General features: G+C 64.7%; 19 protein-coding genes and 1 pseudogene. 5 read left to right on the plus strand and 15 right to left on the minus strand.

Features of this window, described 5'->3' with window-relative positions:
- Window positions 1-64: 64 nt before the first annotated feature.
- From HZR81_RS06125 to puuE, 7 genes are all read right to left on the minus strand, one after another.
- On the minus strand, window positions 65-1,615 hold the full coding sequence (locus HZR81_RS06125; protein ID WP_500127598.1) for a cation:proton antiporter domain-containing protein: 1,551 nt from the start codon (window positions 1,613-1,615) through the stop codon (window positions 65-67).
- Window positions 1,616-1,739: 124 nt separating this feature from the next.
- Entirely contained in the window at window positions 1,740-3,080 is a 1,341-nt protein-coding gene (locus tag HZR81_RS06130) for a nucleobase:cation symporter-2 family protein (protein ID WP_500127599.1), read from the minus strand.
- A gap of 142 nt (window positions 3,081-3,222) precedes the next feature.
- Window positions 3,223-4,452: a urate hydroxylase PuuD gene (locus HZR81_RS06135; protein ID WP_285361128.1), complete on the minus strand. Its 1,230-nt coding sequence runs from the start codon at window positions 4,450-4,452 to the stop codon at window positions 3,223-3,225.
- Between the two features lie 83 nt (window positions 4,453-4,535).
- On the minus strand, window positions 4,536-5,048 hold the full coding sequence (locus HZR81_RS06140) for an ureidoglycolate lyase (RefSeq protein WP_500127600.1): 513 nt from the start codon (window positions 5,046-5,048) through the stop codon (window positions 4,536-4,538).
- Between the two features lie 158 nt (window positions 5,049-5,206).
- Window positions 5,207-6,202, minus strand: a complete 996-nt coding sequence (gene alc, locus HZR81_RS06145; protein ID WP_312379700.1) for an allantoicase — start codon at window positions 6,200-6,202, stop codon at window positions 5,207-5,209.
- A 79-nt stretch (window positions 6,203-6,281) separates the two neighbouring features.
- Entirely contained in the window at window positions 6,282-6,797 is a 516-nt protein-coding gene (uraD, locus tag HZR81_RS06150) for a 2-oxo-4-hydroxy-4-carboxy-5-ureidoimidazoline decarboxylase (protein WP_063540026.1), read from the minus strand.
- The gene (puuE, locus tag HZR81_RS06155) at window positions 6,797-7,726 is read right to left on the minus strand and encodes an allantoinase PuuE (RefSeq protein WP_500127601.1); all 930 of its coding nucleotides are present in this window, start codon (window positions 7,724-7,726) and stop codon (window positions 6,797-6,799) included. The genes uraD and puuE overlap by 1 nt, the downstream gene beginning before the upstream one ends.
- A 280-nt stretch (window positions 7,727-8,006) precedes the next feature.
- On the opposite strand from puuE, the gene uraH reads away from it, so the two are divergent.
- A complete protein-coding gene (gene uraH / locus HZR81_RS06160; protein ID WP_063540025.1) occupies window positions 8,007-8,360 on the plus strand; it encodes a hydroxyisourate hydrolase in 354 nt (117 codons plus the stop codon).
- 176 nt (window positions 8,361-8,536) lie between these two features.
- On the opposite strand, the gene HZR81_RS06165 is transcribed toward uraH, so the two are convergent.
- Together HZR81_RS06165 and HZR81_RS06170 are read right to left on the minus strand one after the other, a co-directional pair.
- A complete protein-coding gene (locus HZR81_RS06165) occupies window positions 8,537-9,163 on the minus strand; it encodes a LysE family translocator (RefSeq protein ID WP_500127602.1) in 627 nt (208 codons plus the stop codon).
- A gap of 64 nt (window positions 9,164-9,227) precedes the next feature.
- Window positions 9,228-10,574 (minus strand): NCS2 family permease, encoded by a 1,347-nt coding sequence (locus HZR81_RS06170; protein ID WP_500127659.1) that lies wholly within the window; start codon window positions 10,572-10,574, stop codon window positions 9,228-9,230.
- 349 nt (window positions 10,575-10,923) lie between these two features.
- On the opposite strand from HZR81_RS06170, the gene HZR81_RS06175 reads away from it, so the two are divergent.
- The 4 genes and pseudogenes from HZR81_RS06175 (at window position 10,924) to HZR81_RS06190 (ending at window position 14,339) form a co-directional block, all read left to right on the plus strand.
- Window positions 10,924-11,679, plus strand: a complete 756-nt coding sequence (locus tag HZR81_RS06175) for a GntR family transcriptional regulator (RefSeq protein WP_011914179.1) — start codon at window positions 10,924-10,926, stop codon at window positions 11,677-11,679.
- 240 nt (window positions 11,680-11,919) lie between these two features.
- Window positions 11,920-12,594, plus strand: a complete 675-nt coding sequence (locus HZR81_RS06180) for a metal ABC transporter ATP-binding protein (protein WP_500127603.1) — start codon at window positions 11,920-11,922, stop codon at window positions 12,592-12,594.
- A gap of 41 nt (window positions 12,595-12,635) precedes the next feature.
- Window positions 12,636-13,455, plus strand: a pseudogene (locus HZR81_RS06185) (metal ABC transporter permease).
- 11 nt (window positions 13,456-13,466) lie between these two features.
- Window positions 13,467-14,339, plus strand: a complete 873-nt coding sequence (locus tag HZR81_RS06190) for a metal ABC transporter substrate-binding protein (RefSeq protein ID WP_500127604.1) — start codon at window positions 13,467-13,469, stop codon at window positions 14,337-14,339.
- Here the strand turns inward: HZR81_RS06190 and guaD are convergent.
- The 6 genes from guaD to HZR81_RS06220 form a co-directional block, all read right to left on the minus strand.
- Window positions 14,336-15,643, minus strand: a complete 1,308-nt coding sequence (gene guaD / locus HZR81_RS06195) for a guanine deaminase (protein WP_500127605.1) — start codon at window positions 15,641-15,643, stop codon at window positions 14,336-14,338. The two genes, HZR81_RS06190 and guaD, sit on opposite strands and share 4 nt — an antisense overlap.
- Window positions 15,644-15,730: 87 nt before the next feature.
- On the minus strand, window positions 15,731-16,591 hold the full coding sequence (gene xdhC / locus HZR81_RS06200) for a xanthine dehydrogenase accessory protein XdhC (RefSeq protein ID WP_500127606.1): 861 nt from the start codon (window positions 16,589-16,591) through the stop codon (window positions 15,731-15,733).
- A 101-nt stretch (window positions 16,592-16,692) separates the two neighbouring features.
- Entirely contained in the window at window positions 16,693-19,089 is a 2,397-nt protein-coding gene (gene xdhB / locus HZR81_RS06205) for a xanthine dehydrogenase molybdopterin binding subunit (protein ID WP_500127607.1), read from the minus strand.
- Entirely contained in the window at window positions 19,082-20,533 is a 1,452-nt protein-coding gene (gene xdhA / locus HZR81_RS06210; RefSeq protein WP_500127608.1) for a xanthine dehydrogenase small subunit, read from the minus strand. Before xdhA ends, xdhB begins: the two co-directional genes overlap by 8 nt.
- A gap of 161 nt (window positions 20,534-20,694) precedes the next feature.
- Complete coding sequence (locus HZR81_RS06215; RefSeq protein ID WP_500127609.1) at window positions 20,695-21,669, minus strand: 2-oxoglutarate and iron-dependent oxygenase domain-containing protein; 975 nt, start codon at window positions 21,667-21,669, stop codon at window positions 20,695-20,697.
- Between the two features lie 137 nt (window positions 21,670-21,806).
- The gene (locus tag HZR81_RS06220; RefSeq protein ID WP_500127610.1) at window positions 21,807-22,898 is read right to left on the minus strand and encodes a BMP family ABC transporter substrate-binding protein; all 1,092 of its coding nucleotides are present in this window, start codon (window positions 22,896-22,898) and stop codon (window positions 21,807-21,809) included.
- Window positions 22,899-23,006: the final 108 nt, after the last annotated feature.

Raw genomic sequence — 23,006 nt, forward strand, 5'->3', positions numbered from 1 at the left:
TGGACAAGCGTTGGAACAATAAATTTATGCATTGTGTACAAAATGACGGGTGGTCGCACCCGTCTCATCGGTCTGGTTGCAGCTCCCGCGCCACGTTCTCCGCCAGGCCGGCGCCGGCCTCGCTCATGGTCAGGTAGGTGCGGTCCGCACCGGCTTCCTGGATGCGCTGGGCGATGTCTTCGTACATCGCATGGGAGACGATCAACCCGCCAAAGCCGCTTTCACGCAGCTTGCGGGTGGAGATGATCTTGGCCTCGGGATCGTTCATCGCCAGGATCACCGCCTTGACGTCGTTCATTTCCAGGCTCTGCCAGAACATCTGGTCTTCGGCGTCGGCGAACAGGATGCGGCGGCCCTCGGCGGTATTGCGCTCGACCATCACCGGGTCGGAGTCGAGGCTGACCAGGCGATAGCCCTTGGCACTCAGGTGGTCGTAGGCGGCGCGGCCGGTGCGGCCCATGCCCATGATCAGGATCTGCGCATCACCCAACGACACCGGTTGCTCGTCCGGGTGGCGAATGTTGCGCTCGCAGCGGATCAGCCGCGGTGCCAGGCGCTCGTACAGCGGGTGGGCAACGCGGTTGATCTGCGCCGAGATGATGAACGACAGCGCCACGGTGATCGCCAGTGGCATCAGCCATTGCGGCAGGACCACGCTGGCCACGATCAGACCGAACTCGCTGTAGTTGGTCAGGCTAGCAGCGCTGAGGAAGGCGCTGCGCGCACGCAGGCGAAAGGCGATGAACAGCCCGAAGAACAGCACGGCCTTGACTGGCAGCAGCAAGGCCATGGCGAAAGCGAACCAGAGGGCGTCGGCATCCGGCAGCCCGCCGATGCCGATCTTCAGGAAGAAACCCACGAGGAACACTTCCTTGATTGCCCACAGCGAGTTGGACAGTTCGCTGGCGCGCTTGTGCTTGGCCAGCATGGCGCCGAAGGCGAGGGCGCCGAGCTCGGAACTCAGGCCCACGTACTCGAAACCGAGCCCACCGGCGACCAGCGCCAGCATCAGGCCGAGCAGCACCATCAGCTCCTCGTGGCCGCTGTGATCGAGCAGGCGGAACAGCAGCGGTCGTAGCAGCGGCAGCAGGAACACCAGCAGCGCCCAGGCGGAAGGCAGCTTGCCGGCGGCGAGGCTCATCACCACCAGGGCGATGAGGTCCTGGATGATCAGCACGCCGATCGCGACGCGACCGTGGAAGGCGCGCAGCTCGCGCTTGCTTTCCAGCACCTTGGCGGCCAGCACGGTACTGGAGAACGACAGGGCGATGGCCAGCAGCATCGCTTCGCGCCAGTCGCTGTCGAGGATCAGCATGATGGCCGGCAACACCAGCACGCTGGAGATGAAGAAGTGCAGCAGACTGCCGCCAATCACTTCGCGGCGCACCAGGTTGCCGAGCTTGAGCTTGAGCCCGACGGTGAACAGCAACAGCAGCACGCCCAGATGCGCCAGATGGTCGAGGATGATGCTGTCGTCTCGGGTCACACCCACGTAATCGCCCGCTGCCGCGAGGGCGAAGCCGGCGCCCAGATAGCCGATCAATGGCGGCAAGCCGATGAAGCGGGCAAGCAGCCCGAGGGCGAAGGCGAAGGCGATCCAGCTGGCTTCTATCACGGTCGGCATCCGGCGCGGGGGAGGGGCGCGGCATTGTAACGGGATGCAGCCTCTTGTCGAGGCAGGCAGCTGACCGGGGTGCGAATAGGAGGCGGCGACCCGCGCCGGGTCGCCAGCTATGGGCTCAGGCGTGGGCGGCGCCGGTCAGTGCTTCGCGCTCGGGGCCGCCGAGCACGTTGAACATGAGGTTCAAGGTCACTGCGCTCAGCGTCGCCAGGGCGATGCCGCTGTGGGTGATCGGCTCCAGCCAGTGCGGCAGCTGGGCGAAGAATTCGGGACGCACCACCGGAATCATGCCCAGGCCGATGCTCACCGCCACCAGGAGCTGGTTGCGGCGATCGGCGATGTCCGCTTCCTGCAGGATCTTGATGCCGGTGGCCGCAACCATGCCGAACATCGCCAGGCCCGCGCCGCCGAGCACCGCGGCCGGGATCGAGGCGACCAGGAAGGCGGCCTTGGGCAGCAGGCTCAGGGCGATCAGGATCAGCCCGGCGATGGCTGTGACGTGGCGGCTGCGTACGCCGGTCATCTGCACCAGGCCGATGTTCTGCGCGAAGGAGGAATGGGTGAAGGTATTCATGAAGCCGGCCAGGAAGGTCGCGCCCGCATCGCACAGCAACCCGCGGCGCAGGCGCTTGGGGTCCACCGTTTCGCCGGTGATCCGTCCGAGGGCGAGGAACATGCCCGCCGACTCGACGAAGATGATCACCACCACCAGGCACATCGAGAGGATCGGTGCCAGCGAGAAGGTCGGCGTGCCGAAGTGGTTGGGCGTCACTACCTGCACTGCCGGCGCTGCCGCCATGCCGGAAAGGTCCACCATGCCCAGCGCGCCGGCCAGTGCGTAGCCCAGGCCCATGCCGATCAGTACCGAAACGTTGACCCAGAAGCCGCGCAGGAAACGGTTGACCAGCAGGATGGTGGCCAGCACCGCAGCGGCGATGCCGAGATAGTGCACCGCGCCGAACTGACTGGTGGCGCTGCCGCCGCCGGCCCAGTTCACCGCCACCGGAAACAGCGACAGGCCGATGGCGGTGATCACGGTGCCGGTCACCAGTGGCGGGAAGAAGCGCACGATGCGGCAGACGAAGGGCGCGATCACCAGGCCAAAGGCACCGGCGGCGATGGTCGCGCCGAAGATGCCGGTCATGCCGACGCCCGGCATGCCGGCCATGACCACCATGCTGCTCACCGCGGCGAAGCTGGCGCCCATCATCACCGGCATGCGGATACCCATCGGCCCGATGCCCAGTGACTGCACCAGCGTGGCGATGCCGGCGACCAGCAGGTCGGCATTGATCAGAAAGGCGATCTCATCGCGCGACAGCCCGGCTGCCTGACCGACGATCAGCGGGACGGCGACGGCGCCGCCGTACATCAGCAGCACGTGCTGCAGGCTCACCAGCAATTGCTGCAGCCAGGGCAGCCGATTCGCCCCGGCGGGGCGGGCGTTCAGGTCGTTCATGCAAGATACCTCGGGCGCGTTTGTTATTGATTGTCGCGACAGCCCCTGCACGGGGGCCGGTATGGCCTGCACCGGGACTCGCCCGGCCGTGAAACGTCATTGCAAAAAAAAGCCGCACGCCAGGCGTGCGGCTGGGGTGGGCTCAGTTGGTCGGTGCGCCCTTGGCGATCCAGTCGCCGAGCAGGTCACGCTCGTCCTGGGTCATCTGGGTGATGTTGCCCAGCGGCATGATCTGGCTGGCGACGCTCTGCGCATGGATCTTCGCGGCCTGCTGGCGGATCTGCTCGGGGGTGTCGAACATCACCCCGGCCGGTGCGCTGGAGAACATCGGGCTGCTCGGATTGGCCGAGTGACAGACGGTGCAGCGCTGCTCGATCACTTCATTGATCTGGCTGAAGCGCGGCGCGTCGGCATGCGCCTGGGCGGCGGCGCTGGCCTGCTCGGGCGTGGTGGCGGCAAGGTTCGGCGCACTGCTCGGGCGGTTCGGCGAGGTGACGAAGGCCAGGCAGATCATCCCCACCGCGGCGGCCGGTAGGGCCCAGGCGAAGCGGTTACTGTCGTGGCGGGTGTTGAAATAGTGACGGGCCAGTACCGACAACGCACCGAGGGCGGCGAGGATCAGCCAGTTGTACTGGCTGCCATAGGTGCTCGGGAAGTGGTTGCTGATCATGATGAACAGCACCGGCAGGGTGAAGTAGTTGTTGTGCCGCGAGCGCAGCAGGCCCTTGGCCGGCAGCACCGGATCGGGCGTGCGGTTCTGCTCGATGGCGGTGACCAGGGCGCGCTGGGCCGGCATGATGATGCGGAACACGTTGCCGACCATGATGGTGCCGATCAGCGCGCCGGTGTGGATATAGGCCGCGCGACCGCTGAAGATCTGCGAATAGCCCCAGCAGGCGGCGATGACCAGCACGAACAGCACCAGGCCGAGCAGCGCGGGGGTCTTGCCCAGTGGCGAATCGCACAGCAGGTCGTAGACGAACCAGCCGACGATCAGCGAGCCGAAGCCGATCGCCACGGCGGTGGCGGGCGCCAGGTCGCTGCCCGGTGCGATCAGGTACAGGCCGGGGTTGAGGTAGTAGACCACCAGCAGCAGGGCGACGCCCGACAGCCAGGTGGTATAGGCCTCCCACTTGAACCAGTGCAGGTTCTCCGGCATCTGTGGCGGGGCGAGCTTGTATTTCTCCAGGTGGTAGATACCGCCACCGTGGATGGCCCAGAGATCACCCGACAGCCCTTCGCGCGGGTTGCTGCGGTTGAGGTTGTTCTCCAGCCAGACGAAATAGAAGGAGGCACCGATCCAGGCGATGCCGACGATCATGTGTATCCAGCGAATTCCCAGGTTCAGCCATTCGGTCAGATGTGCGTCCACGTTGATTACCTCTTGTACGGCGGCTGCAGCTGCCGTCCTTTCTTCTTATGGGTATCGGTCCGAGTCACCGCGCGCGGTTGGGCTCAGCGCGAAACCTGTTGGGGGTCGAGGAGGAGTTGCTGATCCTCCGTGAAGAAGTACTCGTCGCAGTTGTCGCCAGAACCGCTGCGATCGACCACCAGGAATTCATCCCGCTTTTCGATCGTCAGCACCGGGTGGTGCCAGACGCCGCGGTGGTAATTGACGCCCTGCCTGCCGTTGCTGCGGAAGGCGCGGACGTGGCCCGGTACAGGTGCATCGCCAAGTGGCGCGACCACGACCAGAAAGGGGTGGCCGAGCAGCGGCACGAAGGCCTGGCTGCCCAGCGGATGACGTTCCAGCATGCGGATGACCAGCGGCATATCCAGCGCTTCGGCACTGAAGATGCTGATGATCGCCCTGTCCTCGGGTTCGGCCGTCTCGACCGTGGCCAGCTTGTGATAGCGGCGGGTCGAGCCGTTGTTGATCATGAAGAACTCGCTGCCTTCGGTCTCGATGACGTCGCCGAAGGGGGCGAAGGCTTCCTTGGTCAGTGGCTCGATGGTCAGGGTGCGCATGGCATTCTCGTTATCAAAATTCTGCTTTGTAGCCCCGCATGCTTGCGAGCCTGGTTTATCCGGTGGGCTGAAGCCCACCCTACGGCCGGGGCCTAGGGCGAGCTCAGCAGGGGGTGGGCGGTGTTCCGCGTCAGTCCACCATGCCGCCTATCGCCACCTTACTTCGCCACTTTGCCGAACAAGCGCAGCCGGCTGACGCCGCCGTCCGGGAAGATGTTCAGGCGCACGTGGGTCACCGGGCCGAGCTTGGCGATCTGCTCGACGAACTCGTGCTCGGCGTGCATCGACAGCTTCTGGCTCGGCAGCAGTTCACGCCAGAACAGGCTCTGGGTCTCGATCTGGCTGTCGGTGCCGCCCTTCACGTAGGCCGCCTGAATGGTGCAGCTGTCCGGGTAGTTGCCCTTGAAGTGCAGGGTATCGACGACGATGCGCTCGATCTCGCCCGGGTGGCCGAGGGCGACGATCACCCAGTCGTTGCCTGGCGTGCGGCGGCGCGCGGTTTCCCAGCCGTCGCCCATGTTCTCGCCACGGTTGGGGTTGAGGATGTTGCTCATGCGCCCGAAGTGCTCGTCGGAGCAGGCCAGCGCGCGGCCGCCGTTGAGGGCGGCGGCGAGGTCGATCTGCTCGTTGTCGCCGACGCTGCTCCAGTCGCGGTACGGAATGCCGTGCACGCGCAGGCGGGCGACGCCGCCGTCCGGGTAGATATTGAAGCGCAGGTGGCTGACCGGCTTGTCGAAGGCGATCTCGTGGTAGTGATGGCTGTTGCCCTGGAGCTCGACGGCCGGCAGGACTTCGCTCCAGACGGTGTCGTCGTTCGGATCGCCTTCGGCGACGAAGCAGGCTTCCAGCGAGGCCGATGGCGGGAAGTTGCCGGTGAAGTGGCTGGTGTCGATGTCCACGCCCTTGATCCAGCCGGGCACGCCGAGGCGGATCACGGCATGGTCGTAGCCTTCGAAGCGCTTGCGGCGCGACTCCCAGCCGTCCATCCACTTGCCGTTGTCATCGAACACGCCCTCCTTCCATACGGCCGGCGTCGGCTGGAACAGCCGGTTGACGTCGGCGAACCAGTCGTCGGTGACGGAAATGGCGCGGGTGCCCAGGCGGGCGTCGGCCAGGTTGACGTATTTCTCGAAGGGTACGGCGTAAGCTTTCATCGCGATCTGCCTTGAATTGAGTGGAGCGGTTTCTGCCTTTATTGCCTGTGTTGCGGTGTTGCCTGTGTTCCCGTTCCGGCTACATGGCCTGCAGGCGGAACAGGGCGATCTTGTTGATTTCCGCCAACGCTCGGGCAAATTCCTGCTCGGGGCTGTTGTGGATGCGCTCCTCGAACGCGGCGAGGATCTGGTGCCGGTTGCTGCCCTTGACCGCCATGATGAAGGGGAAGCCGAACTTCGCCTTGTAGGCGTCGTTGAGTTCGGTGAAGCGGGCGAACTCTTCCGGTGTGCATTCATGGATGCCGGCACCGGCCTGCTCGGAGGTGCTCGATGCGGTCAGTTCGCCGCGGATGGCGGCCTTGCCGGCGAGATCCGGGTGGGCGTTGACCAGCTTCAGCTGGGTGTCGTGGTCGGCGGCGAGCATCGCCTGGGACAGGCGGGTGTGCATCACCTCGACATAGTCCAGCGTCTCGTCGACGCCGGCGCCATAGACCGTCTCGGCGACCCAGGGCGAATGTTCGTAGACATCGGCGAAGGCGGCGACGAAGGCGTCGCGGTCGAGGGTCGAGGGCTTGATCGTCTTGAACGGGGTCATCAGCTGCGCTCCGCGGTCATGGGGTGGGTGGCGTGCCAGTGGCGGGCGATGTCGACGCGGCGGGCGAACCAGACCTTTTCATGACCCTTCACGTAGTCGATGAAACGGGCCAGCGCGGCCATGCGCGCCGGGCGGCCGAGCAGCCGGCAGTGCATGCCGATCGAGAGCATCCTCGGCGCGCCTTCGCAGCCCTCGGCGTAGAGCACGTCGAAGGCGTCCTTCAGGTAGCTGTAGAAATCGTCGCCGGTGTTGAAGCCCTGCACCTGGGTGAAGCGCATGTCGTTGGTGTCCAGCGTGTAGGGGATCACCAGGTGCGGCTTGACCGGCGCCGAGTCCGGGTCCCAGTAGGGCAGGTCGTCGTCATAGGTGTCGGAGTCGTAGAGGAAGCCGCCTTCCTCGCGCACCAGGCGCCGGGTGTTGGGGCTGGTGCGGCCGGTGTACCAGCCCAGCGGGCGCTCGCCGGTCAGCTCGGTGAGGATGCGGATGGCCTCGAGCATGTGCTCGCGCTCCTGGGCCTCGTCCATGTACTGGTAGTCGATCCAGCGATAACCGTGGCTGCAGATCTCGTGGCCGTCGGCAACCATCGCCTTGATGACCTCGGGGTGGCGCTGCGCGGCCATGGCCACGGCAAAGATCGTCAGCGGAATCTCGTGCTGCTTGAACAGCTTGAGCAGACGCCAGACGCCGGCGCGGCTGCCGTATTCGTAGAGCGATTCCATGCTCATGTGGCGCACGCCCTGCAGCGGCTGCGCGGCGACCATCTCGGAGAGAAAGGCTTCGGATTCCTTGTCGCCATGCAACACGCAGCGCTCGCCGCCTTCCTCGTAGTTCAGCACGAAGGAAAGGGCAATACGGGCCTCGCCCGGCCACTGCGGGTGGGGCGGGTTGCTGGCGTAACCGATAAGGTCGCGTGGGTAGTCGGCGCTCACTGGGCTGCTTCCTGTATGGCGGGTCGTGATGTAACGACCGGATGGCCAGATTGTATACAAATTGATTGACGGCTTGTAAATAGCTTTTTTCCGAATGCCTTCTGCTCAACCCTGCCGCCAACGGCTCGGCTAAGGTTCGCGCCGACAGGCGGTGCCTGCAGAGAGCGGGCCAACAGCGGATTTTTAAATTGTGTACAAAAATATATTCAAATTGTCTTGAGTGTGTCGGTCGTGCTGGCTATGCTCGGGTCAGTTTCCATTCAACAGAGCGGAGGTGCCCGTGGGCCGTTTGACCACACACGTACTCGATGCCGCCCACGGTTGTCCGGGTAGCGGTATCAAGGTGGAACTGCATCGCGTCGAGGATCAGGGCCTGACCCTGGTCGCCACGCGTGAAACCAACGCTGATGGCCGCTGCGACAGCCCGTTGCTGGAAGGCGCGGACTACCGGTCCGGGGTCTATCAGCTGCATTTCCACGCCGGCGACTACTACCGCGGTCGCGGTGTGCAGCTGGGGACGCCGGCCTTTCTCGACGAGGTGGTGCTGCGGTTCGGCATCGATGCCGCGCAGGATCACTACCACGTGCCGTTGCTGATTTCGCCGTACAGCTATTCGACCTATCGGGGTAGCTGAGGCGTTTTTCGTTCAGTGCTGACTCTTATGGAGTCCCTTTTACCCGCCGTAATGGCGGGTTTTTTATGGGTTGAGTCTGGTCGGCGTGCGTTGTTGTGCGCGGGGCCACAGGTTGCGCCGAGGAAGGTGTATCGCCCCGCATTAAGCTGTGAGTCGGTGCTACCAGCGCAGCCAGGTCAACGGCTTAGCAAGGACGCCGCCCCCGCGCCTCCAAACAGTGCCGCGCTGGTCCGGTTGAACCACACATGCCCCCTACCGGTGCGCAGATAGCGCGCCGCGCTTTGCGCCCCCAGGCCATAGGCGAGCTTGCAGCAGAGGTCGAGCACCGACCAGGTCAGGATCATCACCAGCAACTGCGGTAGCAACGGCTGCTCCGCGTTGAGGAACTGCGGCAGGAAGGCGGCGAAGAAGAGAATGTCCTTGGGGTTGCTGCCACCCAGGATGAACGCCCGGCCGAACAGCCGACTGAAACGCGGAGCGAGGGTCGGGGCTGCGATCTCGCGTGCTGCCGGCGCCTGACGGGCCTCCTGCCAGCTCTGCCAGGCCAGATAGAACAGATACAGCGCACCGATCAGCTTGAGTGTGCTGAACAGCCTTTCCGAGGCCATCAGGATGGCGCCAAGGCCCAGCGCCGAGGCGCTAAGCAGAAGGATCGAGGCGGTCACCCCGCCGAGGAAGGCCGGCCAGGAGCGGCGCACCCCATGGTTCAGGCTGTTGCTGATCATCAACAGCGACAGCGGGCCGGGAATCAGGATCACCACCAGCGCCGCACTTGCATACAACAACCAGATTTCCAGACTCATCACACCCTCCTGACAAATGAAAAAGCCCCGCCGCTGCGCGACGGGGCGGCGATGCGCGCCTCGCTCAGAGGAACGCGAATTTGGCGATGAATACCACGCACAGCACGTACAGGCTCAGGGATACCTTATCGCGCTGGCCGGTCAGCAGCTTCAGCGTGGCATAGGTGAGAAAGCCGAGGGCGATGCCGTTGGCGATGGAGAAGGTCAGCGGCATCATCACCACGGTCACGATCGCCGGGATGGTGTCGGTGTGATCCTTCCAATCAATGTTGGCCAGGCCGCTCATCATCAGCATCGCCACGTAGATCAGCGCGCCGGCGGTGGCGTAGGCGGGAATCATGCCGGCCAGCGGGGCGAAGAACATGGCGATCAGGAACAGCACGCCGACGGTCACAGCGGTCAGCCCGGTGCGGCCGCCGGCGGCGACGCCCGAGGCGCTTTCCACATAGCTGGTCACCGGTGGGCAGCCGACGAAGGCGCCGACCACGCTGGAACTGCTGTCGGCCTTCAGCGCGCGGGACAGGTTCTCGATCTTGCCGTCCTCGTTCACCAGGTTGGCACGATGGGCGACGCCCATCAGGGTGCCGGCGGTGTCGAACATGTTCACGAAGAGGAAGGCCAGGATCACGCTGACCATCGCCACGTTGAGCGCGCCGGCGATGTCCATCGCCAGCCAGGTCGGCGCCAGGCTCGGCGGCATCGATACCAGGCCGTTGTATTCGACCAGTCCCATGGCCCAACCGATACCGGTGACCGCCAGCATGCTCAGCAGGATCGCGCCGAACACGTTGCGGTGGCTGAGCACTGCGATCATCAGGAAGCACACCGCGGCGAGGAGGGCGGTGGGTTCGCCGAACGAGCCCATGGTCAGCAGGGTGGCCGGGCTGTCGACAACGATGCCGGCGGTCTTCAGGCCGATCAGCCCGAGGAACAGGCCGACCCCCGCGCCCATGGCGAAGCGCAGGCTCATGGGGATGCTGTTGAGCAACCATTCGCGGATGCGCGACAGGCTCATGATCATGAACAGCACGCCGGAGATGAACACTGCACCCAGGGCGATCTGCCAGCTGTAGCCCATCTCGCCGACGACTGTGTAGGTGAAGAAGGCGTTCAGGCCCATGCCTGGTGCCAGGCCCACCGGCCAGTTCGCGTACAGGCCCATCAACAGGCAGCCGAGCGCCGCACCGATGCAGGTCGCAACGAAGGCGGCGCCGTGGTCGATGCCGGCGTCGGCCATGATGTTCGGGTTGACGAAGATGATGTAGGCCATGGTGACGAAGGTCGTCAGGCCGGCGAGCAGTTCGGTACGGATGCTGGTGCGGTGTTCGCTTAGCTTGAACAGCCGGTCCAGCCAGCCGGGGGCGGTGCGTTGCAAGGGTGCTGCCTGGGGCTTGCGCTTGATGCTTTCCACTGGGCTTTCCTCATCGTTCTTGTTGTCGATCACCCGGAGCACGACACTCCCGAGGGGCGGGTGATGGTGTGCCCTTCGTTCTGTTAGTTGACCGAAAGGTCAGGAAGGGCCGTCCGGATTATGCTTTTGTATACAAGAAATGCAAACAATAATTCGCCCTCGCTTCAGCGTCGGCTGGCATGTGAGCTGAGGGCGGCGAATTGAGCTGCCTTTGGTGAAAAGATGGCGTGGAATTGATTGTGCACAAGCGGAGCGATGATTTTGCCCGTTTTATTTGCTCGACGACTGCCAGTGAAGCCGCGAACGCAGTAAAGTTCGGCCTTGCCGACACTTCACTTGCGAGCCATCGATGAACGAACAGTTGCAGCCCCTGAAGAAGCCGAACAAGACCGGCAAGACTCGCACCGGGACGCAGGACGATATCGTTTATGCGCACATCTTCGATGCCATCCTCGAACAACGCCTGGCCCCTGGCACCAAGCTCAGCGAGGAGGCCCTGGGCGAGATCTTCGGTGTCAGCCGCACCATCATCCGCCGCGCATTGTCGAGGCTGGCCCATGAAGGCGTGGTGTTGCTGCGGCCCAATCGCGGCGCGGTGGTGGCGAGCCCGAGCGTCGAGGAGGCACGGCAGATCTTCTTCGCCCGTCGGTTGGTGGAAAAGGCCATTACCGAACTGGCCGTGCAGCATGCCAGTGACGCGCAACTGGCCGAGCTGCGGCAAATGGTCATCGACGAGCGCGACTGCTTCGCGCGCGGCGATCGCGGCGCTGGCATCCGTCTGTCAGGCGAGTTCCACCTCAAGCTGGCGGAGGCGGCGAAGAACGCGCCACTGGTGAGCTTCCAGCGCAGCCTGGTGTCGCAGACCTCGCTGATCATCGCGCAGTACGAAGGGGCCAGTCGCTCGCATTGCTCCTACGACGAACACAATGAGCTGATCGATGCCATAGCCGCGCGCGACGCCGACAAGGCCGTGCACCTGATGATGCATCACATGGATCACATCGACAGCAAGCTCAACCTCGAGGAAGACAGTGCCTCGAACGACCTGCACGCGGTGTTCTCGCATCTGACCTTGATGAAGAAAAAGGCGCGTACGCCCCGCTGACCTCGTTCGCGCTGCCGTTGCAGGCGGCAGCGCGCGTATCCCGCTGGCCTCGCCATCTTTCCTGTGTCGGTGCGGCATCGCAGGCGGCAGCGTCAGCCTCCAGCCGCCGCCGGCTGAATCTATCTCACGCTTATTGAACCGCTCTGCTACCGCGCTGTGCCTGCTGGTAAATGTTATGTTATAACTTTTATTGTTTTGGTTGCTGATACCGCTTTTCGAGCGGTGCGGAGATGGAGTTTCTTGATCGTGATCGAATGTCGTGAGTTGCAGTGGGGCGCCGGCGGGAGGGCCCTCACGCCGCCGTTGAACCTCAAGCTGCCGGCCGGCAGCCTGACCGCGGTGATCGGCAGCAATGGTTCGGGCAAGAGCAGCCTGCTCAGGGTACTGGCCGGTTTGGATCGCCCCCTGGCCGGTCATATTCGACTGGGCGTGACGCGTCCGGGCGGTGTGGCCTATCTGCCGCAGCAGCAACAGATCGACCCGCAGTTTCCGATACGTCTGCTGGAGCTGGTCAAGGGCGGTTTCTGGGGCAGTCGGCTCGGCCGTAGGGAACGCCAGGCTCGGCTACGTCAGGTACTGGCCGATTGGGGCTTGCTCGATCTGCAGACCCAGGGCCTGCACGCGCTGTCTGGTGGGGAACTGCAGCGGGCGCTGCTGGCCCGGATGAGCCTGACCGATGCGCAGGTACTGCTGTTCGACGAACCCGAGGCGGCACTCGACGAGACCGGTGTCGATCTGCTCTGGCAGCACCTCCGACGCTGGCAGCAGCAAGGCAGAACGCTGGTGCTGGTCAGCCACAACCTCGACAGCCTACGGGAGAAGCGCTGCAACGCACTGCGTATCTCGCGCAGCGGCTGCGTCGCAGCGCCGATCGATCAGCTACTCGATCGTGATCCGCTCGGGCGAGTGGCGTGACGGTCGATCTGCTCTGGAGCCCCTTTGCCGAATTCGCCTTCATGCGTCGCGCGCTGCTCGGCGGCGTGGCGCTGGCCTGCAGCGCGGCGCCGCTGGGTGTCTTCCTGATTCTGCGGCGGATGAGTCTGATCGGCGATGCCATCGCCCACGGCATCCTGCCGGGTGCGGCGCTGGCATTCTGGCTGTTCGGTCTCAGCCTGCCTGCACTGACGCTCGGTGGCCTGGCCGCCGGGCTCGGCATGGCCGGCGCAGCGGCCTGGGTCAGCCGCCGTACCGGCTTGCGCGAAGACGCCAGCCTCGCCGCGCTTTATCCCATTTCGCTGGCCAGCGGCGTGCTGCTGCTCGGCCTGGCGGGACGCAAGCTCGACCTCCTGCACCTGCTGTTTGGCTCCGCGCTGGCCGTAGACGCCGACACCCTCAGCGGCATGCTCGCCACGGCGGCGTTCAGCCTGCTGGTGCTGGCACTGATCTACCGTGCCCTGGCGCTGGACAGCCTGGACCCGTTGGTTCCTGCGCAGCGTCAGCCGAATCGGGCCATTCGCCCATGCGGGCTTCCTGACTCTGGTGGTGCTCAACCTGGTGATCGGCTTCCAGGCAATCGGTGCGCTGATGGTGGTGGGGCTGATGATGCTGCCGGCTGCGGCTGCGCGTTTCTGGAGCCGACGCCTGCCCGTCCTGTTGCCGCTGGCTGCGCTGCTGGGCGCCCTGTGTGTATGGCTGGGGCTGCTGCTGTCGTTCTACGCCAGCCTGCCCAGCGGGCCGTGCATCGTCCTGCTGGCGGGTGCGTGCTACCTGATTTCAGTCGTTGTGGGCCCGGTATATGGCCTGCTGCATTCGCGCGCTTCAATCCAGACCGTCTGAGGTATCAACCCATGCGTCACCTGTTTCTGTTGTTGGCCCTCTGGCTGCCCCTTTCCCTGCAGGCGGCCGAAAAGATCAGCGTCGTGACCAGCTTCAGCATCCTTGCCGACATGACGCGGGAGGTCGGTGGCGAGCATATCGAACTGACCAATCTGGTCGGTCCCGACGCCGACGCGCATCTTTATGAACCCAGCCCGGATGATGCCCAGGCCTTGCTCCGCGCCGACCTGATCATCGCCAACGGGCTAGGCTTCGAACCCTGGCTGGAGCGCCTGCTGGCCAGCAGCGAGCCGGCGGGCAAGCGGATCGATGCCAGTGCGGGTGTCGTGCCTCTGATGCTGGAAGAGGAGGGCGAGGCGGTGCCTGACCCTCATGCGTGGCAGAGCCTGACCAATGCCGAAATCTACGTGCGCAATATCGCCAAGGCGCTCGTGGCGCTCGATCCGGCGCATCGCAACGACTATGAGCGGCGCCGTGACGCCTATCTGAGCCGGCTACACGCGCTGCTGAAGAAGGCCGATACCCGTATCGGCAGCCTGCCGGCCAGCCAGCGCAAGGTGGTGACCAGTCATGACGCCTTCGGCTATCTGGGGCAGGCCTGGCAGCTCCAGTTCATCGCGCCGCAGGGGCTGTCGACCCATGACGAACCCTCGGCCGCCGACGTGGCCGCGTTGATCCGCCAGCTCCGCGAGGAAGGGGTGAGGGCCGTGTTCGTGGAGAACATCCGTGATCCGCGGCTCATCGAGCAGATCGCCGAAGAGGCGGGCGCCACGGTCGGCGGCACCCTGTACTCCGATGCGCTGGCCAGCGCAGGCCCGGCCAGCACCTACCTGGGCATGTTCGAGCACAACCTCGATACGCTGATGCAGGCGTTGCAGCCCTAGCCAGCCTTGCGATGCACCGAGACGCCGGCGGCGAAGGTCTCCTTCACCGCGCGGTCGTCGCCGAGGATCATCAGGGCGAAGAGCTTTTCCTGCAGGGTCGTCGCCTGGCTCAGGCGATAGTCGATCAGCGGCGTCGCCTTGTAGTCGAGCACCACGAAGTCGGCCTCCTTGCCCGGCTGCAGGTTGCCGATCCGGTCGTCCAGATAGAGCGCTCGTGCGCCGCCGAGCGTGGCAAGGTAGAGCGCCTTGAAGGCATCGAGTTTCTGGCCCTGCAGCTGCAACACCTTGTATGCCTCGTTGAGGCTGGCTAGCTGCGAGAAGCTGGTGCCGCCGCCGACATCGGTGCCCAGGCCGACGCGCACACCGAAGCCTTCCACCTTGGCCAGGTCGAACAGGCCGCTGCCGAGGAACAGGTTGGAGGTCGGACAGAACGACACCGCCGAGCCGGTCTCACCGAGGCGTTTGCACTCGTCGTCGCACAGGTGGATGCCGTGGGCGAACACCGAGCGCGGGCCGATCAGGCCGTGGTGGTCGTAGACGTCCAGGTAGCCCTTGCGCTCGGGGAACAGCTCCTTGACCCACTCGACCTCCTGCTTGTTCTCGGAGATGTGGGTGTGCATGTACAGGTCGGGGAACTCGGCGAAGAGCTTGCCGGCCAGGCTGAGCTGCTCCGGCGTGCTAGTCGGGGCGAAACGCGGGGTGACGGCGTAGTGCAGACGGCCCTTGCCGTGCCAGCGCTCGATCAGCTCGCGGCTGTCGGCGTAGCCGGACTCGGCGGTGTCGGTGAGGAACTCCGGGGCGTTGCGGTCCATCAGCACTTTGCCGGCGATCATCCGCAGATTGCGCTTCTCGCAGGCCTCGAAGAAGGCGTCCACCGACTGCTTGTGCACCGTGCCGAACACCAGCGCGGTGGTGGTGCCGTTGCGCAGCAGCTCGCCGAGAAACAGCTCGGCCTGCTCGCGGGCGTGGGCCATGTCGCTGAAGCGGCCTTCGTTGGGGAAGGTGTAGGTTTCCAGCCAATCCAGCAGTTGCGCGCCGTAGGAGCCGATGACGCCGACCTGCGGGTAGTGGATATGGGTGTCGACGAAGCCCGGAGTGATCAGCGCGTCCGGGTATTCGACAACCTCGGTACCGGCCGCCAGGGTCGGCAGCAGTTCGGCGGCGTGGCCGATGCGCGCGACCTTGCCGTCCTCGACGACCAGCAGGCCGTCCTCGAAGTATTCATGGGATTGCTCGATGCCCACTTCGCGCGGGTCGGCGAGGCAGTGGAGCAGGGCGGCACGGTAGGCTTTGGTGCTTGGCATGGTGACTCTCGAAAATCGTTGTATGAGGGTGATGCGTTGACATGGGCAGGCCGCCGCCGATGGCGTGCCTGCAACAAGGTCGGGTGGTCAGTTGGTCTGGGCGCGGCGCGAAGCGGGGACCAGCATCGGTACCGGCTTTTCACCGTCCTCGGCGTTCTCCCCACCCTTTTCACCGAAATGCGCGTTGTAGGTGGCGATCACCTCGCCGGCGATGGACACGGCGATCTCCACCGGCAGCTTGCCCTTCACCTCGGCGATGCCCATCGGGCAGCGCATGCGCTGCACGGTCTCCGGCTGGAAGCCGCGGTCTCGCAGACGGTGTTCGAACCTGGCGCGTTTGCTCTTGGAGCCGATCAGCCCGTAGTAGGTGAAATCGTTGCGCGAAAGGATCGCGGCGGTCAGTTCCAGGTCGAGCTGATGATCGTGGGTCATGACGATGAAGTAGCTGCCGGCGGGCATGTTATCCACTTCCTCGACCACATCGTCGTTGACCACCTTTTCCACGCCGCGCGGAATCTCGGCGGGAAATTCGTTATCGCGCGAATCGATCCAGCGCACCTTGCACGGCAGGCTGGCCAGCAGCGGCACCAGCGCGCGCCCGACATGCCCGGCACCGAACACGGCGATATGCGCCTGCGGCTGGCCCATGGGCTCGAACAGCAGCACCGTGGCGCCACCGCAGCACTGGCCGAGGCTGGCGCCGAGGGAGAAGCGCTCGAGGCGGGTGTCACGGCTGCGCTTTTCCAGCATTTCACGGGCGATCTGCTGGGCCTTGTACTCCAGGTGGCCGCCGCCGATGGTGTCGTACAGGCGCTCACGGCTGACCACCATCTTCGAGCCGGCATTGCGCGGCGTGGAGCCGCGCTCCTCGATGATGGTGACCAGCACGCTGGGTTCGCCTTGCTGTTGCAGGTCGGCGAGTGCTTCGATCCAGGCCGTGTTGCTCATGGTTCTGTCCTTCGTATCGCCCGGTGGCGCGCGCAAAGCGTCGCCACCGGGACGTTCGTGTTGCGCTAACGGTGGACAAGCAAAGCGTTGTCCACCCTGCGTCAGGCCGGGGTGGTCTCCGTTGCCGCAGACTTGCTCGCCGCCCGCTTCAACCTGCGCATCTGCTCCACGCCCCAGAGCACGCGCTCGGGGGTCGCCGGCGCGTCGATCTGCGGCTGCGCCCGGTAGTCGGCCAGGCTGGCGACGGCGTCCTTGATCGCGCACCAGACCGAGATGCCGAGCATGAACGGCGGCTCGCCGACTGCTTTGGAGTGGAACACGGTGTCTTCGGGGTTCTTGCGGTTCTCCACCAGCTTCACGCGCAGATCCAGCGGCATGTCCGCTACCGCCGGGATCTTGTAACTGGCCGGGCCGTTGGTCATCAGCTTGCCCTTGTCGTTCCAGACCAGCTCTTCCATGGTCAGCCAGCCCAGGCCCTGGACGAAGCCGCCCTCGACCTGGCCGATGTCGATGGCCGGGTTCAGCGAGGCGCCGACGTCATGCAGGATGTCGCTGCGCAGCATCTTGTATTCACCGGTGAGGGTATCGACGATCACTTCCGAGCAGGCCGCGCCGTAGGCGAAGTAGTAGAACGGCCGCCCGCGCGCCTGACTGCGGTCGTAGTAGATCTTCGGCGTGCGGTAGAAGCCGGTGGACGACAGCGATACCTGGCCGAAATAGGCCTGCTGGATCAGCTCCTCGAAGCTGATGTAGTGGTCGCGCAGGCGCACCTGGCCGTTCTTGAACTCGACGTCTTCCTCGAAGATCTGCCACTTGCGCGCGGCGAACTCCACCAGCCGCTGCTTGATGGTCTGCGCCGCATTCTGCGCCGCCTTGCCGTTGAGGTCGGCGCCGCTGGAGGCTGCCGTCGGCGAGGTGTTGGGCACCTTGTCGGTATTGGTGGCGGTGATCTGGATGCGCTCGATATCCACCTGGAACACCTCGGCCACCACCTGCGCGACCTTGGTGTTCAGGCCCTGACCCATCTCGGTGCCACCGTGGTTCAGGTGGATGCTGCCGTCGGTGTAGACGTGCACCAGCGCGCCGGCCTGGTTGAGGAAGCTGGCGGTGAAGCTGATGCCGAACTTCACCGGCGTCAGCGCCAGGCCCTTCTTCAGGATCGGGCTTGCGGCATTGAATGCGCGGATCGCTTCGCGTCGCTTTGCATAGTCGCTGCTGGCTTCCAGCTCGGCGGTCATCTCCTCGAGCATGTTGTGCTCGACGGTCTGGTAGTAGTGGGTGACGTTGCGTTCGGTCTTGCCGTAGTAGTTGCGCTTGCGCACCTCGAGCGGGTCCTTGCCCAGCTCGCGGGCCACGGCGTCCATGATCTCCTCGATGGCCACCATACCCTGTGGGCCGCCGAAGCCGCGGTAGGCGGTGTTCGAGGCGAGGTTGGTCTTGCAGCGATGGCCATTGATGGTGGCGTCGCCCAGGTAGTAGGCGTTGTCGGAGTGGAACATGGCGCGATCGACGATCGAGCCGGAAAGGTCCGGCGAGTAGCCGCAGTTACCGGCGAGATCGATCTCGATGCCGTGCAGCAGACCGTCATCGTCGAAGCCGACGTCGTACTCGACGTAGAAGGGGTGGCGTTTGCCGGTCATGGTCATGTCTTCCATGCGCGGCAGGCGCATCTTGGTCGGCCGACCGGTGAGGTGCGCGATCACCGCGCACAGGCACGCAGGTCCCGCGGCCTGGGTTTCCTTGCCGCCGAAGCCGCCGCCCATGCGGCGCATGTCGATGACGATCTTGTTCATCGGCACGCCGAGCACTTCGGCCACCAGCTTCTGCACCTCGGTGGGGTTCTGCGTCGAGGTGTAGACGATCATGCCGCCGTCTTCGGTAGGCATGACCGAGGACACCTGTGTCTCCAGGTAGAAGTGCTCCTGCCCGCCGATGTGCAGCGAACCCTGCAGCCGACGCGGCGCGCTGGCCAGGGCGGTGGCCGAGTCGCCGCGCTTGTGGGTGTGGCTGTCGAGCACGAAGTGCTTCTTGTGCAGCGCCTCGACCACGTCGAGCACCGGCTCCAGATCCTCGTATTCGATGATCGCGGCCATGGCCGCCTGGCGTGCGGTTTCCAGGCTGTCGGCAGCCACGGCGATCACCGGCTGGCCGATGAACTCGACCTTGCCGTCGGCCAGCAGCGGGTCGCCGGGCATCACGGCACCGATGTCCAGCTGGCCCGGCACGTCCTTCGCCGTGATGGCGATGGCCACGCCCGGAATCTGGTAGCAGGGCGCGGTGTCGATGCGGACGATGCGGGCGTGGGCGCGCTCGCTCATGCGCGCATAGACGTGCAGCTGATTGGGAAACTCCAGCCGGTCGTCGACGTACACCGCCTCGCCCGAGACATGCTTGGGCGCGCTGTCGTGCTTGACGCTGCGACCGACGCCGGTGACCAGGTCCTGGGTGAACAGCGCCGCGATTTCTTCCTGAGTGCGGGTGGTTACGTGGTTAGACATAAGCGGTCACCCTCGTCTCGGTCTTCGGTGCTTGTTGTTCGAGGAAGCATTTGCGCAGCAGGTTCTGTGCGACCAGCAGGCGATACTCGCGGCTGGCGCGGAAGTCGGTCAGCGGCGTGAAGTCTTCGGCCAGTGCATCGCAGGCGGCTTCCACGGTCTGCTGGTTCCACGGTGCGCCGTTCAGGGTCGCCTCGCAGGCCGCGGCGCGCTTGGGAATCGCCGCCATGCCGCCAAAGGCGACACGGGCATCGGCGACCACGCCATCGGTGATCTGCAGGTCGAACGCGGCGCAGACAGCGGAGATATCGTCGTCCAGGCGCTTGGAAACCTTGTAGGCGCGGAACAGGCGATCCGGTGTGGCGCGCGGCACCCGTACCTTCTCGATGAATTCCCCGGGCTGGCGCGCGGTGACCTTGTAGTCGATGAAGTAATCCTCGAGCGGCAGGGTGCGGCTGCTGGCGCCCTTGCGCAGGACAACTTCGGCACCCAGGGCGATCAGCAGCGGCGGCGAGTCGCCGATCGGCGAGGCGTTGCCGATGTTGCCACCGAGCGTGCCCTGGTTGCGGATCTGCAGCGAGGCGAAGCGCTGCAGCAGCTCGCCGAAATCCGGGTACTCGGCGGCCAATGCTTCGTAGCAGTCGGTCAGCGGGGCGGCTGCACCAATCTCGATATGGCGGTCGGTGAGCTGGACCTGCTTCATCTCGGCGATCTGGCCGACGTGGATCATCACCGGCAGCGCGCGATGGAACTGGGTGACCTCCAGTGCCAGGTCGGTGCCGCCAGCAAGCAGACGTGCATCGGGATTGGCTGCGTAGACCTCGGCCAGTTCGGCGACGGTCAGCGGCGACAGGCAACGCTTTCCGCCGTCGCTGAGCTCGGCCATTTCACGCGGGGCGATGGCCTTGAGCTGAGCGATGGTCTCGGCTTCGCGGGCATCGAACTGGTCCGGCTGCTTGGCACTGCAGGCCTGTTCGGCGGCTTCGAGGATCGGTCGGTAGCCGGTGCAGCGGCAGAGGTTGCCGGCCAGGGCTTCGTGGGTCTGATGTGGATCGTAGGTCTGCACGCTGTCGCCGCGATTCTTCTGCAAGGCGAACAGGCTCATGACGAAGCCCGGCGTGCAGAAGCCGCATTGCGAGCCGTGGCAGTCGACCATCGCCTGCTGGACGCTGTGCAGACGGCCCTGGTCCTTGAGGTCTTCGACGCTGATCAGCTGCTTGCAGTGCAACGCGGAGACGAAGGTCAGGCACGAGTTGAGGGTGCGATAGCGCAGGCGCTCGCCCACCAGCTCGCCGACCACCACGGTACAGGCGCCACAGTCACCGGAGGCGCAGCCCTCCTTGGTTCCGGTCTTGCCACGATACTCGCGCAGATACTGCAGCACCGTGGTGTTGGGATCGAGTGCGCGCTCGCTGCGCAGTTCTCGATTGAGGAGAAACTGGATCAAGGCGATGCCTCCGCTGTTGTTGTTCTGACGCGCAAACTATCGCTATCTGACTTTTCGGTCAACTAATTCCTGACTCAAAAGTCAATGCGGTGGACGCGCGCAGATCGGGCGAGACATATCGATGCGCTCGCCCATGTTTGCATGCTGCAATTAAAGCCCGTTCAGACGGGTTCGGCCTCGCCCTGCCGTCGGTAGGCGTAGGTCTCGGCGAAGCGCGAGAGCATGTACCGGCTGCAGGTGGTGCTCGGGTATTTCGGCGGGTTGGTTTCGTCGTAGCAACCGGGCAGGCAGGCGATCTCGGTGTCCGGATGCGGCTCGGCGAAGAACGGCATGGAGTAGCGGTCCACGCCCAGCGGGCTGATCACGCGATGGGGCGTCGACTTGTAACGGTCGTTGCTCCAGCGCGCCATCATGTCACCGATGTTGACCACGTAGGTGCCCTCGATGGGCGGTGCGTCGATCCACTCGCCCTTGACGTTCTGCACCTGCAGGCCGCCGGCCTGGTCCTGATAGAGCAGGGTGACGCAGCCGTAATCGGTGTGCGCGCCGGCGCCTTGCTGATCGGCGCCGGTGGCGGTCTGCCGGGGCGGGTAGTGGATCATGCGAAACACGCTGATGGGCTCGACGAAGCGCTTGTCGAAGAAGTCCCGCTCGATGCCAAGGGCGAGTGCGATGGCACGCAGAAGCGTGCAGGCAAGGTCCTGCATGTCGCGGTAGTGCCCTTCCATCAGCTCGGTCCAGCCTTCGATCTGCAGCGGATGACGGTTGGGCCCGCGCAGTGGTTTTTCGGCCAGCACGTCCGGGTGGTCGGCAGGCATATGGAAACCCATGTCGAAGGTTTCCTTGAGGTCGCACGGCTGGCTCGGGTCCAGCTGCTCGGTGGCGACGGCACCATAGCCGCGGTGATGGCGGCTCTTGGTGATATCGATCTTCAGCTTTTCGTCGGCGGGCAGGGCAAAGAAACGCTGGGCATGGTCGGTGAGGGTGGCGATGCGCTCGGCGCTGATCGGATGACCCTTGATATAGAAGAAGCCCCACTCGCGGCAGGCGCGGTCGATCGCCTCGGCGACGGCCAGATGGCCGGCTTCGTCGGCGTTATAGAGCGGTGAAATATCGATGATGGGCAGTGAGTTCATGGCTGACTCCGGGTACGGCGCCGCCGGTCTTCTCGTACCGGCGGCCTTCGAGGGCAATGCCCCTGCGTGCGGTTCGCCCGGAGGCGGGACGGCAGGCAGATTCCGCAGTGCGCCGGTCGGACCGGCGCAGGTGACGCTTACTTCGGCATTTCAGCCTTGACGCCCTGGACGTAGTAATTCATCGAGGCGAGGTCCTTGATGCTGGCGGTCTCGCCCTCGGCGATGCGCACTTCGCCAGCCTGGTCCTTGATCGGGCCGGTGAACGGGTGGAACTCACCGCTCTTGATGCTGGCGATGATCGCTTCGGCTTCGGTCTTGACGTCAGCAGGCACCAGATCGCTGATCGGCAGACTGATGCTGTCCTGTGCCAGCCCGCCCCAGAAGTCCTCGGATTTCCAGTTGCCGGCCATTACCGCTTCGGCGGACTTGGTGTAGTGCGGGCCCCAGTCGTTGACGATGGAGGTCAGCACGGCCTTCGGCCCGAAGTGCTGCATGTCCGAGGCGTAACCGACGGAATAGACGCCACGGCGCTCGGCGGCCTGGATCGGTGCCGGGCTGTCGGTGTGCTGGAAGATCACGTCGACGCCCTGGTCGATCAGCGCGTTGGCGGCATCGGCTTCCTTGCCCGGATCGAACCAGGTGTTGACCCACACCACCTTGATCTCGGTGCCAGGGTTGTACTTGTCCAGCGCCAGCTGGATGGCGTTGATGTCGCGGATCACTTCCGGAATCGGGAAGGACGCGATGTAGCCGACCTTCTTGGTCTTGGTCATCTTCGCCGCGAGGAAGCCGCCTACATAGCGGCCTTCATAGGAGCGGGTCAGGTAGGTGCCGATGTTCTTCGCCTGCTTGTAACCGGTGGCGTGCTCGAAGGTGACCTTGGGGAACTGCTTGGCGACCTTCAGCGTGGGGTTCATGTAGCCGAAGGAGGTGGTGAAGATCAGGTCATAGTCGCTCTTGGCCATGTTGCGGATGACCCGCTCGGCATCGGCGCCTTCCGGCACGTTCTCGACGAAGCTGGTCTTCACCTTGTCGCCCAGCTGCTCTTCCATGTACTTGCGACCCTGCTCATGCTGGTAGGTCCAGCCGTGGTCGCCGATCGGGCCGATATAGACGAAGCCGACCTTCAGCGGATCGGCGGCCGAAGCGGCGGCCGTGGTGAGAGCGGCGCTGAAGCCGATCGCTGCGGCAAGGGCGCGCAGCAGGGTTTTCCGTGAGTTGTTCTGCATGGCGGGTGACGCTCCTGTTTGTCTAGCTACAGAGCCTGTGTTGGCTGATAGCTGGTTAGCAAAAAGCTGACCAACTGGACAGATACCTTCGTTGTGCCGGATTGCGGC

The organism is Pseudomonas sp. LM13 (assembly GCF_041381355.1).
Taxonomy (GTDB): Bacteria; Pseudomonadota; Gammaproteobacteria; order Pseudomonadales; family Pseudomonadaceae; genus Stutzerimonas; species Stutzerimonas frequens.

Coding starts and splice junctions, on each gene's coding strand:
- xdhC (WP_500127606.1), bottom strand. CDS start 16,591: ATGAGCAACACGGCCTGGATCGAAGCACTCGCCGACCTGCAACAGCAA.
- HZR81_RS06220 (WP_500127610.1), bottom strand. CDS start 22,898: ATGCAGAACAACTCACGGAAAACCCTGCTGCGCGCCCTTGCCGCAGCG.
- guaD (WP_500127605.1), bottom strand. CDS start 15,643: ATGCCAAGCACCAAAGCCTACCGTGCCGCCCTGCTCCACTGCCTCGCC.
- HZR81_RS06215 (WP_500127609.1), bottom strand. CDS start 21,669: ATGAACTCACTGCCCATCATCGATATTTCACCGCTCTATAACGCCGAC.
- xdhB (WP_500127607.1), bottom strand. CDS start 19,089: ATGTCTAACCACGTAACCACCCGCACTCAGGAAGAAATCGCGGCGCTG.
- HZR81_RS06140 (WP_500127600.1), bottom strand. CDS start 5,048: ATGCGCACCCTGACCATCGAGCCACTGACCAAGGAAGCCTTCGCCCCC.
- alc (WP_312379700.1), bottom strand. CDS start 6,202: ATGAAAGCTTACGCCGTACCCTTCGAGAAATACGTCAACCTGGCCGAC.
- HZR81_RS06175 (WP_011914179.1), top strand. CDS start 10,924: ATGAACGAACAGTTGCAGCCCCTGAAGAAGCCGAACAAGACCGGCAAG.
- uraD (WP_063540026.1), bottom strand. CDS start 6,797: ATGACCCCGTTCAAGACGATCAAGCCCTCGACCCTCGACCGCGACGCC.
- HZR81_RS06165 (WP_500127602.1), bottom strand. CDS start 9,163: ATGAGTCTGGAAATCTGGTTGTTGTATGCAAGTGCGGCGCTGGTGGTG.
- HZR81_RS06130 (WP_500127599.1), bottom strand. CDS start 3,080: ATGAACGACCTGAACGCCCGCCCCGCCGGGGCGAATCGGCTGCCCTGG.
- HZR81_RS06190 (WP_500127604.1), top strand. CDS start 13,467: ATGCGTCACCTGTTTCTGTTGTTGGCCCTCTGGCTGCCCCTTTCCCTG.